Annotated in this window: 13 protein-coding genes; 4 read left to right on the top strand and 9 right to left on the bottom strand. The window is 35.3% G+C overall.

The window, feature by feature from the left end; translation table 11 throughout:
• Positions 1–21: 21 nt before the first annotated feature.
• From efp to DYR29_RS10340, 6 genes are all read right to left on the bottom strand, one after another.
• A complete protein-coding gene (gene efp, locus DYR29_RS10315; RefSeq protein WP_047420850.1) occupies positions 22–585 on the bottom strand; it encodes an elongation factor P in 564 nt (187 codons plus the stop codon).
• 15 nt (positions 586–600) lie between these two features.
• Complete coding sequence (locus DYR29_RS10320; protein WP_213280401.1) at positions 601–912, bottom strand: hypothetical protein; 312 nt, start codon at positions 910–912, stop codon at positions 601–603.
• A gap of 23 nt (positions 913–935) precedes the next feature.
• A complete protein-coding gene (lpxA, locus tag DYR29_RS10325; RefSeq protein WP_047420849.1) occupies positions 936–1,730 on the bottom strand; it encodes an acyl-ACP--UDP-N-acetylglucosamine O-acyltransferase in 795 nt (264 codons plus the stop codon).
• Positions 1,731–3,128 (bottom strand): bifunctional UDP-3-O-[3-hydroxymyristoyl] N-acetylglucosamine deacetylase/3-hydroxyacyl-ACP dehydratase, encoded by a 1,398-nt coding sequence (locus DYR29_RS10330; RefSeq protein ID WP_213280402.1) that lies wholly within the window; start codon positions 3,126–3,128, stop codon positions 1,731–1,733. It lies immediately after the preceding gene.
• Positions 3,121–4,152, bottom strand: a complete 1,032-nt coding sequence (gene lpxD, locus DYR29_RS10335) for a UDP-3-O-(3-hydroxymyristoyl)glucosamine N-acyltransferase (protein WP_047420847.1) — start codon at positions 4,150–4,152, stop codon at positions 3,121–3,123. Before lpxD ends, DYR29_RS10330 begins: the two co-directional genes overlap by 8 nt.
• Positions 4,153–4,223: 71 nt before the next feature.
• The gene (locus DYR29_RS10340; protein ID WP_213280611.1) at positions 4,224–5,450 is read right to left on the bottom strand and encodes an HD domain-containing protein; all 1,227 of its coding nucleotides are present in this window, start codon (positions 5,448–5,450) and stop codon (positions 4,224–4,226) included.
• Positions 5,451–5,689: 239 nt separating this feature from the next.
• Between DYR29_RS10340 and DYR29_RS10345 the strand changes: the two genes are divergently transcribed.
• The 4 genes from DYR29_RS10345 to DYR29_RS10360 all read left to right on the top strand — a co-directional run bounded on the left by DYR29_RS10345 (position 5,690) and on the right by DYR29_RS10360 (position 10,162).
• Positions 5,690–7,330 carry a S41 family peptidase gene (locus DYR29_RS10345; protein ID WP_213280403.1) on the top strand — a complete coding sequence of 547 codons (1,641 nt, stop codon included), beginning with the start codon at positions 5,690–5,692 and terminating at the stop codon, positions 7,328–7,330.
• A gap of 132 nt (positions 7,331–7,462) precedes the next feature.
• The gene (locus DYR29_RS10350; protein ID WP_047420843.1) at positions 7,463–9,007 is read left to right on the top strand and encodes a bifunctional response regulator/alkaline phosphatase family protein; all 1,545 of its coding nucleotides are present in this window, start codon (positions 7,463–7,465) and stop codon (positions 9,005–9,007) included.
• A gap of 100 nt (positions 9,008–9,107) precedes the next feature.
• Positions 9,108–9,398 (top strand): YciI family protein, encoded by a 291-nt coding sequence (locus DYR29_RS10355; RefSeq protein WP_213280404.1) that lies wholly within the window; start codon positions 9,108–9,110, stop codon positions 9,396–9,398.
• Positions 9,398–10,162, top strand: coding sequence for an exodeoxyribonuclease III (locus DYR29_RS10360; protein WP_213280405.1), 765 nt, complete (start codon positions 9,398–9,400; stop codon positions 10,160–10,162). The genes DYR29_RS10355 and DYR29_RS10360 overlap by 1 nt, the downstream gene beginning before the upstream one ends.
• Positions 10,163–10,233: 71 nt before the next feature.
• On the opposite strand, the gene DYR29_RS10365 is transcribed toward DYR29_RS10360, so the two are convergent.
• The 3 genes from DYR29_RS10365 to DYR29_RS10375 all read right to left on the bottom strand — a co-directional run bounded on the left by DYR29_RS10365 (position 10,234) and on the right by DYR29_RS10375 (position 12,492).
• The gene (locus DYR29_RS10365; protein WP_047420840.1) at positions 10,234–10,605 is read right to left on the bottom strand and encodes a septal ring lytic transglycosylase RlpA family protein; all 372 of its coding nucleotides are present in this window, start codon (positions 10,603–10,605) and stop codon (positions 10,234–10,236) included.
• Positions 10,606–11,169: 564 nt separating this feature from the next.
• A complete protein-coding gene (locus DYR29_RS10370) occupies positions 11,170–11,904 on the bottom strand; it encodes a hypothetical protein (protein ID WP_213280406.1) in 735 nt (244 codons plus the stop codon).
• 24 nt (positions 11,905–11,928) lie between these two features.
• Positions 11,929–12,492 carry a hypothetical protein gene (locus DYR29_RS10375; RefSeq protein WP_213280407.1) on the bottom strand — a complete coding sequence of 188 codons (564 nt, stop codon included), beginning with the start codon at positions 12,490–12,492 and terminating at the stop codon, positions 11,929–11,931.
• Between the last annotated feature and the right edge of the window lie 312 nt (positions 12,493–12,804).

Genomic DNA, 12,804 nt, shown 5'->3' on the forward strand with positions numbered 1-12,804 from the left:
AATTTATGTAAATTTTATTTATTATTTCACTCTTTCTAAGTAGCTACCGTCTTCAGTGCTTACTTTAATTTTGTCTCCCGGCTCAATGAACAAAGGAACCATTACTCTTGCTCCTGTTTCAACGATTGCGTTTTTAAGAGCGTTAGTTGCAGTGTTTCCTTTTACACCCGGATCAGCTTCAATCACATCCAGGTATACTGACTGTGGAAGTTCAGCAGAAAGCGGAGTCTCATCAGCTTCTTTCAAAATGATTGTTACTTCTTCACCAGCTTTCATAAACTGAGCGTTTTCAATCATTTCTTTATTGATATATAATTGAGAGAAGTCATCATTGTTCATGAAGTGGAATCCGTTCTCATCATCATACAGATACTGGAACTTTCTTGTGATTACTTTTACTTCATCAATTTTGTGTCCTGCAGAGAAAGTATTATCAATTACTTTACCGTTAGTCACTGACTTTAATTTTGTTCTTACGAAAGCAGGACCTTTTCCTGGTTTTACGTGAAGAAACTCAATTACTTTAAAAATATCATTGCTATATTCGATGCACAGCCCTTTTCTGATATCGTTACTTGTTGCCATTAATTATATAAATATTTATTTTCTTTTTTTAATTTCAATACCTTGTCCTTGAGGCATCATTCTGTTAAATATATTATTATTGAATGTATTTACATTGTTATTCAATCTGTGTACATTCATTTGAATATCAGATTTATACTGATCAGCTGTTCCTAAAATTGAGCTTCCGGTATTTTTCTGTTTCAGAATACCATTTAAGTTATTCTTGGCAATACTATCATTAGATACTTCAGAAATTTTTCTTTCAATCGTAAAAGGCTTTTCCTTTTGCTGTCCAAACAAAAAAGATGTCGCTGAAAGTGCTGTAAGTATGATTAAATGTTTCATAATCCGATAGTATTTATGATTAATTATTCTCTATCTTTTCCGGTTCCGTATCCTTTTACGATACCTCTAGGAGAATTTTGAATAAACTGTAAAATTTCATCTCTTTCGGCCGTTGGCAGCATTTCTTTTTCAATATGTGAAATGGCCTGAGAAACGTTCATTTTCATTTGGAATATTGCTCTGTAGATTTTCTGGATTTCAAAGATTTTCTCATTGGTAAATCCTCTTCTTCTTAAACCGACAGAATTGATACCAGCATAAGACATTGGCTCTCTTGCAACTTTTACGTAAGGCGGGATATCTTTTCTTACCAAAGTACCCCCGGAAATCATCACATGCTTTCCGATTTTACCAAATTGGTGCACAGCAGATAAACCTCCCATTACAGTGTAATCTCCTATTTCCACATGTCCTGCAATACCACAGCCGTTTACAATGATAACGTGATCTCCGATAACACAGTCATGAGCAATGTGTGAAGTGGCCATAATAAGACAGTTAGCACCTATCTTGGTAAATCCCAGAGCTTTTGTACCTCTGTTTACTGTAACACATTCTCTGATTGTTGTATCATCACCAATTATTACCTGGGTATCTTCACCATCAAATTTAAGATCCTGAGGGATTGCAGAGATTACCGTTCCAGGAAAGATCCTGCAGTTTTTCCCTATCCTTGCTCCATCCATGATGGTTACATTAGGACCAATCCAGGTTCCTTCTCCAATTTCTACATCCCCTGCAATGGTAGTAAAAGGTTCTACGATTACATTTTTGCTGATTTTCGCGCGTTTATCTACGGCTGCTAATTGATGAATCATTTAATCAACTTTATTTTTTGCAACTTGAGCCATAAGCTCTGCTTCTACTGCTACTGTATCTCCTACGTATCCATACCCCTGCATATGAACAATTCCTCTTCTGATAGGCTCTATCAATTCAATCTTGAAGATAAGTGTATCTCCAGGAATTACTTTTCTTTTAAATTTCACCTTATCTATTTTGATGAAATAAGTAGAATAGTTCTCAGGATCCGGAACGCTTGCCAGTACCAGAATACCTCCTGTCTGTGCTAATGCTTCTACCTGAAGTACTCCAGGCATTACAGGTTCTTTAGGGAAGTGCCCAACGAAGAATGGTTCGTTCATTGTCACATTTTTCAACCCTACCACGTGAGAGTCTGAAAGTTCAAGAACTTTGTCGATCAATAAGAACGGAGGTCTGTGAGGCATAAGCTTCATAATTCCGTTAATATCGAATACGGGTTCTTTTGTCAGGTCAAAATCCGGAACGTTTTTCTTTTTCTGCAATTTCCACTGGCGGTTCAGTTTTTTCGCAAACTGGGTATTCACATAGTGTCCCGGTTTGTTGGCAATAACTTTACCTTTTATTTTCACCCCTGCCAAAGCAAGATCACCAATTACATCTAATAATTTGTGTCTCGCCGCCTCGTTAGGATAGTTTAAATTAAGATTGTCAAGAATACCGTTTGGTCTGATAGATACATTATCTTTTCCAAAGGCTTTCTTTAGTTTTTCTGTAGTTTCAGGAGTAAGATCTTTATCTACATATACAATAGCATTGGAAATATCTCCACCTTTGATCAAACCGTGATCTAAAAGCATTTCCAATTCATGCAGGAAGCTGAATGTTCTTGCTGATGAGATTTCGTCTTTAAATTCTGAAATATTTTTAAGAGTGGCGTTCTGAGTCCCTAATACTTTAGTTCCAAAATCTACCATTGTTGTTACTTCGTAAGTATCTGAAGGAATGATTGTGATTTCCGAACCGGTAGCCGGATCACTGTAGGTAAGAACTTCTTTTACAACCAGATATTCTCTTGCTACACCCTGTTCTGCAACACCAACGCTTTCAATAGCTTCAACAAAGAATTTTGAAGATCCGTCAAGAATAGGTGGTTCAGAGGCATCCATTTCTAAGATTGCGTTATCAATATCACAACCTACAAGAGCTGCCAAAAGGTGTTCGCACGTGGTAATTTTTACCCCTAATTTTTCTAATGTAGTTCCTCTTTCTGTTGCTACAACATAATTTACATCTGCTTCTACCTGAGGATGTCCCTCTAAGTCGGTTCTTACAAATACAAAACCTGTATTTTCTTTAGCAGGTTTAATGGTAAGTTTTACTTCTCTACCCGTATGAAGACCAATTCCAGAAAGAGTTATCTCTTGCTGAAGTGTTTTTTGCATATCACTCATTAGTATTATCTTTTGAGTTATTCTCAAGATTATTTATTCTATTTACTATTCCAGGAAGATTCCTGAAATGAACATAACTCCTCAAATAGTCATTATAACTGATGGCTGGTGAGCCATACAATGTTTCTCTGTCATTAACGCTGGAATTCACACCACTCTGGGCCTGAATCTTCACCTGATTTCCTATTTTGATATGTCCTACGACACCTACCTGTCCCCCAATCTGGTTCCAGTCACCAATAGTAGTAGAACCTGCAATTCCTGCTTGTGCTGCAATCACATTATTCTGACCTATTTTCACATTGTGGGCAATCTGAATCAGGTTATCAATTTTGGTTCCTTTTCCTATAATGGTAGAGCCTATTGTTGCTCTGTCTATACTACAGTTTGAGCCGATCTCAACATCGTCTTCAATAATTACATTTCCAAGCTGTGGTATTTTTTTGAAACCTTCGGCAGTTGGCTGGAAACCAAAACCGTCACCTCCAATTACCGTATTGGAATGAATCACACAGTTATCCCCAATAATACAATAGTCGTAAATTCTGGCACCACTGTCTATCTTACAGTTTTTACCAATTTTCACTCCTTTTCCTATATATACATGCGGATAGATCTGTGCCCCCTCCCCGATTTTAGCTTTCTCGGAAACATAAGTAAATGCTCCGATATAGGCTTTATCTCCTATGACAGCCGTATCGTGAATGGAAGAACCATTTTCAATACCTTCTTTTCTTCCCTGCATTTCCTGGTATAAATTCATCAGGATCTGAAAAGAAAGATAAGCATCTTTTACAACGATTAAGGTAGGGTTATAACTATTTTTCTCCAGAAGTTTTTCCGAAATGATGATAACAGAGCATCGTGAGGTATCCAAGAAATGAGAAAATCTATCTTGTGCTATAAAAGAAAGATGTCCTGATTCCCCATTTTCAATTGGTGAAACACCCGTAATAAGTGCATTCTCGTCACCTATTATTTTTCCGTCAATAAAACTTGCAATTTGCGAAGCTGTAAATTCCATATTCTGCAAAGATAAGAAATTCTAGAATTTGCAAACATTTTTTGGTTTCAGATCGTAAATTTTAATATTATTTAAGAGTCCAGCCCTGAGATATCTCTTGGAAACATAAGGATATAGCGGGTTGTCTTATTTACAATTAACTCTGATAAAAGCTGATCTTCCGACTCATGAAGCCTTGTTCTTTTACCATTTTTATGCAGTAAATAGATGGGCTGCTTCTCCGCATGATAGGGCAAAAGTTTTCTTTTTATTTCATGAACCAATTCTTTTCCATTATCAATTTTGAAAAATTCATTGGTATTTTTTATTTTTTCATCAATTATTTCCTGGCTAAATGGATGTGATGAAATAATTGTTTTAGGTAAATTTCTCTGAATTACACATTTACACCAATAGGACAACACAAAATCATCCGCATTCTGCCATTCTTTCATTGCCTGGATCACATCATTATCATCAAGGCTGGTAAATCGTTCTATATCTTCATCCGTTGCAGCACTCTTTTCACGGTATAAAAAATATTTCAGATTATCCGTCGCCGGAAGCTCTGTTCCCTGAGAAATAAGATATTTTGCTCTTTCAAGGATCTTAACTAAAAGAAATTCTGCTAAAGCTGACGTTTTATGATAATAGACCTGCCAGTACATGAACATTCTTGCCGTCAAAAAGTTTTCAATGGAATAAATTCCTTTTGCATCAATCACCAGTTCACCTTCTTCACAAACATTCATCATGGAAATAATTCTCTGGGTATTAATATTTCCTTCCGATACCCCGGTAAAAAAACTGTCTCTTTTCAGATAATCCAAACGGTCTACATCCAGCTGGGAAGAGATCAGTTGGTTAAAGAATTTCCTATGATATTTTCCCTGAAACATTTCGATAGCCATTGATAACTGACCATCAAACTTCTCATTCAGCTTATTCATCAGGAGTAAAGAAAGATTTTCATGATGCCAGTCGTCCATCAGCATACTTTCCAGCGCATGAGAAAACGGACCATGACCAATATCATGCATAAGAATAGCCAGCATCGCACCTTTTTCCTCTTCTTCAGAAATTTTCACCCCTTTTTGCTTCAATGTTTCCAAAGCAGTAAACATCAGGTGCATTGCTCCCAAAGCATGGTGAAATCTCGTATGAGTAGCGCCCGGAAATATCAGGTTCAAAAGTCCGGTCTGCCCGATTCTTCTTAACCTCTGAAAGTAAGGATGCTCGATGATATCAAATAAAATTTCGTGAGGAATTTTGATAAATCCATGAACAGGATCGTTGATGATTTTTAGCTTATTCTGCATTGAAACGTCAATATTAGTAAACAAAGTTAGGCATTTTAAAATTTAGGCTTTTATTAAATTACTATTAAAACATAAGGCTTAAAAACTGATATCATTCATATTTTTCACAAATAACACTTTCTTAATATCATTGGAAAATCTCTCCGACTCATTTTTATTTTAAATTCATATTTTTTTGAAAACCTTTTGCCGTTGTTGTTACAAAGGACTACCTTTGAGAGAAAACACGATAACCCTTAATGAGAAAGTATTCTCTTTTCCTTTTATTACTTTTAAGTTTAAATTTTTCCGCACAGATCATCACTGAGACACAAAAGCTGGAATCCCTCTGCAGAATATGGGGATTTTTAAAATATTACCATCCTCATGTAGCAAAAGGAAATCTGAACTGGAATCAACAGCTTTTTCAGAAGATTGATGAGCTTGAATCTATCAATGACAAAGAGGCGTTGAATAATTTTTACACTGAATGGATCAAAAGTCTCGGAGAAGTTTCCCCTTGTAAAGAATGCTCGGCAAAGGATAATAAAGTGTATTTTCTTAAAAATTTTGATCTGAGCTGGATCGACAACCGTCAAATTTTCTCCAGAGATCTTTCTCAAAAGCTTCGTTACATTGAAAACAACCGGAATCTGGGAGATAATCATTATTTCGGGAAAGGCGGAAGGAAAATATATTTCAGAAATGAAAAGTCCTACGGTTCAAGATTCACTTCAAGAAACATCAGTCTTCTGGAGTTATTCAGATATTGGAATTATGTAGAATATTTTTTTCCTTATAAGTATGAAACTGATCAGAACTGGAATGATGTCCTTACAGAAATGATTCCCAAATTTCTTATGATTGATACTGATGAAAATTATCATTTAACATTGGCAGAGCTGGTTACCAAAACAGATGATTCCCATGCCTATCTTTCATCAAAGGAAATTCAGCTGCATCAATATGGAAACCGAAGAGTGCCAATAGAGTATTCTTATGCAGAAGGAAAACTTGTGATTACTAAGATCAATGCTACAAAATTCAGGGATAAAAGTCAGCTTCATACAGGAGATGTTATTTATGATGTTGAAGGTAAAACGATTCCGCAAATCGTCAACAGCTTTGGAAAATATATTCCAGCCTCTAATTCCTGGGGTAAATTCAACAAAGCAAAAAACAAACTTCTGTTCAGCAATAAGGATTCTATTTCTGTAAAAATTGAGAGAGAAGGACAAAACCTGGAAATCAAAACCAGAACGTATTTTGCCAAAGATATTATTCATGAAAAAAATAAAGCTCCCCGGAAGTGGAAATTCATGGATAAGGAAAAGAAAATCGGGTATGTTGATATGGGGATGATAGAAAAAGATGATCTGAATGAAATGTATAACAGTTTAAAATCTTCAAAATCTATTATCTTTGATCTTAGAAATTATCCAAAGCAAACGATCATCCCTTTAAGCTATCTTTTGCTTCCTGTGCCGTCCGTTTATTATCAGTTTACTTTTCCTGATCCTTCTTATCCCGGTAAATTTTACAGCAGAAAAATTGTTACCGGCAGAAAAAATCCTGAATACTATAAAGGAAATGTAATCGTTTTAGTAGATGAGAATACGCAAAGCCAGGCAGAGACCACCACAATGATGTTCAAGCAGCATCCGAAGGCTAAAATTATCGGAAGTAATACTTCAGGAGCCAACGGTGATGTGATTATGTTTAAAATTGCCGATCTTGATACCCGGTTTACAGGACTTGGTGCTTATTATCCCGATGGAAGGGAAACTCAGAGAATAGGCATTACTCCCGACATCCTTGTAAAACCGACTGTTGAGGGCCTCAAAAACGGAAAAGATGAAATTCTGGAAAGGGCTTTGGTATATATAAAAAATACGGATTGAATGAAACAAAAAAGTGAAATATCAAACGGTATTTTCATTTAACTAATATTTAACTTTTAATCTTTCTATTTTGTGAGAATTTAGAAGGATTTGGTCAACATTTTGATAGAATAACCACGTAAAAAATAAATTATGTCAGAAAAGATATTATGGATCGATGATGAAATAGATTTACTTAAACCTCATATTGTATTTTTAGAAAAGAAGGGCTACCAGGTAACCCCCGTTAATAATGTGAATGAGGCTTTGGAACTTATGGATTCAGAGAAATTTGCTTTAACATTAATTGATGAAAATATGCCGGGTATCTCCGGGCTGGAAGCCATTCCTATGATCAAGGAAAAAGACAACTCCTTAAAGATTGTGATGGTTACCAAAAGCGAAGAAGAACACATTATGGAAGAGGCTATCGGATCTCAGATTGCCGATTATATACTGAAGCCTGTAAATCCTAACCAGATATTACTTTCCCTAAAGAAGAACCTTCAGGAAGATAATCTTGTTGAGCAAAAAACTATTTTGCAGTATCAGCAGGAATTCAGAAATCTTTCTATGGAATTGTCATACCTGAGAACGTATCAGGAATGGGCAGAATATTATAAAAAGATCCTTAGCTGGGAAATCAAATTTGACAAGGTAGCAGATAATGAATTTGCTGACCTTCTGCAGTCTCAGAAAGAAGAAGCCAATATTCAGTTTGCCAAGTTTATTGAAAAAAACTACACAGACTGGCTTGTTGATTCAGACAAACCTCTTATGAGCCACACCCTTTTCAAGGAGAAAGTAAAACCTGAGGTTGAAAAAGAAAAAGTTCTTTTGCTGATGGTAGACAACCTTCGTTATGACCAGTGGAAAGTGATTGAACCTTTATTTACAAAATATTACAATAAGATTTCGGAAGATTATTACTACAGTATCCTTCCTACGGCGACACAATATGCAAGAAACTCTTTTTTTGCAGGATTGATGCCGTCTGAAATTGAAAAACGTTTCCCTGACAAATGGTTTAATGATAATGAAGAGGGAAACAAAAATGAATTTGAGCGTGACTTCCTGGAAGATCAAATGAAGAGAATAGGTTTGGGGTCAAAGTCTATGAAGTATCTGAAGGTACTGAATGCCGATTTTGAAAGAAAAATCTATGATGATTTCAATCAGCATAAAAACAACGATCTGTTGGTCATTGTTTACAACTTTATTGATATTCTTTCCCACGCGAAAACAGACAACCATATCGTAGATCAGCTGATTCGTGATGATAAAACCTTCCGTTCTCTTACCTTCAACTGGTTTGAAAACTCTTCTTTGCTGAAGATTATAAAAGCAGCGGCAGAAAACGGCTATAAACTGGTCATTACTACAGACCACGGAACGGTATATGTCAAAAAGCCAAGTAAAGTGGTAGGAGACAGAGAAACTTCTACTAATATCAGATATAAAACAGGTAAAAGTTTAACATATGACGACAGTGATGTATGGGCGATTACCAATCCTGAAAAACTTTTCCTTCCAAAAGGAAACTTAAGCTCGAAATATATTTTTGCTAAAAACAATACATTCCTGGCTTATCCTAAAAATTACAATCATTTCGTTAATTACTATAAAGAAACCTACCAGCATGGAGGAATTTCACTGGAAGAGTGTATCATTCCTATCAGCATTTTAGAACCCAAGTAGTTTTTTTCATAGTTTATTTAATTTTGGGTTTAAAGCGGAAAAAATCGAATGATTTTTTCCGCTTCTTTTTTATAGTTCATATCTTCGTAAAAAATAAATCATGTTTATTATTTCGCTTACCTACAAGAGTTCTATTGAAAATGTAGAACGCCTTATTCCACAGCACAATATTTTCCTTAATAAGCATTATGAATCCGGACGGTTTATTGTTTCGGGTAGAAAAGAACCCAGAACGGGAGGGATCATCATAGCCAATGCAGAATCTAAAAATGAAGTTGAGCAGATTATTTCTGAAGATCCTTTTTATATTCATCAGGTAGCTGATTATGATATCACGGAATTTATCCCTTCAAAATACAATGAAAATTTTAAACTTTTTATAGAAGACTAATGAGATTAATTACATACAACGTCAATGGAATCAGAGCCGCTTTTACGAAAGATTTCCTGGGCTGGCTAAAGACTGCTGATCCGGATATCATCTGCATTCAGGAGAGCAAGGCCGGAAACGATCAGATAGACATCGAAAGTCTTGAAAAATTAGGTTATAACAGTTATTGGCACTCAGCAGTAAGAAAAGGCTATAGCGGGGTCGGAATTGCCTCAAAAATCAAACCCAGTCATGTAGAGTATGGCTGCGGTATCGAAAGCTATGATAATGAAGGGAGAATCATCCGTGCAGATTTTGACGGATATTCAGCTATTTCGGTGTATGTTCCTTCTGCGTCTAATATTGAGAGACTGGATTTTAAAATGCAGTTCTGCCATGACTTCCTGGAATATATCAAAAATTTAAAGAAAGAAATTCCCAACCTGATTATATCCGGTGATTTTAATATTTGTCATGAGGCGATCGATATTCACAATCCAATCGGGTTAAAAAATGTTTCAGGTTTCCTTCCAATGGAAAGAGAGTGGATGACGAATTTCATTAATGAATGTGAACTGATAGACAGTTTCAGGTTTTTTAACAGTGATCCGGACAATTATACATGGTGGAGCTACAGACAAAATTCAAGAGCCAGAAACAAAGGCTGGAGACTGGATTACAACTTCACCTCTTACAGTTTAAAGGATAAGCTCTCAAGAGCTGTTATTTTAAAAGAAGCCGTACATTCTGACCATTGTCCTGCTTTATTGGAATTGGATGTATAATTAATGGGAATATTACCGCATACAAAAAGCCAGCTGAATTAGCTGGCTTTTTTTTAATTTAAATCATAAAATTAATCGACAATTTCATATTCGACCGGAATTGTACCATGACTGATATCTCCAATCTCATCGAACGCAGCTTTAGACATATCTAAAGATCTTGATGAATGGTAAGGTCCTCTATCATTAATTCTCACTATTACCTCTTTACCATTTTTAAGGTTAGTCACCTTAACGTTTGTTCCAAATGGAAGCGTTCTGTTTGCTGCAGTAAACTTTGAATTATCAAAGACTTCTCCGCTAGCAGTTTTTCTACCGTTAAATTTATCGTGGTAGTACGATGCATAACTTGTTTTTTTCGCATCTGAGGCATTATTCGTAAAAGAATAAACACCTAAGGTTGAAATCATCATTATGATTACGAGAATGAATCTTTTCATCATCTTGAACTTTTATTGGTTTTGACGGAGCAAAAGTATCAGGAATCTTTAGAAAACCCTATTCAACATGTTAAAAACTGTTAATAAAAGATTAATCAAATGTTAAATACCGCTGTAACCTCCTATGAACAGGGGTTTTAGGGTACAGCGTTAAAAAGTGTTAAAAAAACACGCAAAAAGTTAACATAATTAACTAATTTGTGCATAATTTAAATCTTACACTTTTAAAACAAATTGAAAATCAGTAAATTACAAAATTTATAAAGTTAAAATAAAATCAGAAAATCAATCTCAAAAAATTTAAAGTCTTAAGAACCGAACTCCGGAAAAACTTTCTGACAGACGACATCTGCTTATATAAAGCGAGACAGCAGAATTATTTTTTAACACCTTTTTATTTTGTTAAAATCTACAGAGTGGTCCGTTGTTCAACAAATATCCGCTTTAACCATTCAAAAAAATGAATACGTGATGATTTATAACCCGAAAAAATAAATGAACGTAAATCTCTCAAAAGCAAAAAAACCAATGATTTCTCATTGGTTTTATATGTAATTAAATAATGTCTTATTTTAAATATTCTAATACATAATCGTATGTACCGTTAGGATACACTACAGACATACTAGGAGATCCTGTAATAGCATTTCCTGGAGTCGTAACCGGATTATAAGAATATAAACTTCTATCATAAACAGTGTTTGTACCTGCTTTATAGATTGTAATACCATACATTGTAGTCATTCCTGCAGGAGCTGGGATATTAACTGCTGTAGAAGTACCACTTGCAGTGAAAGATCCTTTGATGGCATAGAGCTGCTTATCTACTCCCGGACTTACATTGATAATAGTATTTGTAGTTGTTTCTGCTGTTCCAACAGTTACTTTAGGTGAAGTTGAAAGTGAAACCCATCTACCAGTAGAAGTTGCAAAACCATTTGCTGATCCACCAGTTGGATTAGAGAAATAATAATATCCCGGAGTTACACTTGTAGCAATACCAGAAACAGTAGTTCCTGAAGCGCTATTAAACACAATCATACCATCATATGCAGTTGGAAAGTTATCTTCGTCAGTAACAGGGGTTGCAAATGTAAAGGTAGTTAAGTCTGTTCTTGGGAAAACAAGTCCTTTTCCATTGTTTACACTATCGGTGAAACCACCTGTACTACCAGAAGCATCTAAGAAAACTCCTTGTCCTTGTATATTTCCGCTGGCGAAACCATTTGTTCTAACCTGCGCGTTTGTATATTGAAGCATTGCCACTACAGAGGCAAAAGCTAATAAAACTTTTTTATTCATAACTAAATGTGTGTAAATTTAAGATTAGTTTACAGAGTAAGACTGCCATGCAGTACCATCATAAACAAAAGCAATACCTCTACCTTGAACAGTAATAGAGTTAACAGAACTTGCATTCATTCCCGTTATACTAACATTGGTAGTTCCTATTCTTACAATAGTAACCGTTTTACCTTTAGTAGCAGCACTTACAGGAATAGTTGCCAAATTTACTGAACCTGCTGTATCAATAAATACATAACCATTTAGGTCTGCTGCAGATAAATCTGATCCAGTTGTAGAGATTCTTACAGAAGGAGCTGCTACAGCACCACCGCCACCACCTACAGCAATCCAAGTATTTGTAGTCTGGCCATCATAGTAGTAAAAACCTACTGCTGTAACGTTTGTAGTTTTAGGAGTTGCTGTACCGTCAATTGTTGTAACGAAAGCAAGCGCTCCATTTTGAGCTGCAGTATAAGCCGCATCTTTAGCTAATAATTGAGCTCTTGTCATACGAGGGACTAATAAGGCATCAGGTCTAGCGTTGTCAGCAGTATTTGCTACTACATCTAGCGTTGCGGCAGGTGTGGTTGTGTTAATCCCCACTCGCCCCTGCTGAGCCTTAGAAAGGGCCGAAAGGCCAACAAGCATAATTGCTGTTAATAAAAATTTTTTCATAAGTTTTTAAAGATTTTTAATTACATTTTTTTTCATCAATATTTCCAAAATGGAAGATGCATCCCAACTTGTGAATATCATATTGAAACTGCCATATTAAAATACTATTTTAATTAATTTCAGCTTCATTTTAATGATTAACTTATTGAAAGCATATTATTTAAAAATATTGCTTATTGCGCAAATTTAAGACATAATTTTTGAATTTATATACTTTATAAAAGAAATTTGAAAAATCTT

The organism is Chryseobacterium indologenes (genome assembly GCF_018362995.1).
Classification (GTDB): domain Bacteria; phylum Bacteroidota; class Bacteroidia; order Flavobacteriales; family Weeksellaceae; genus Chryseobacterium; species Chryseobacterium indologenes_G.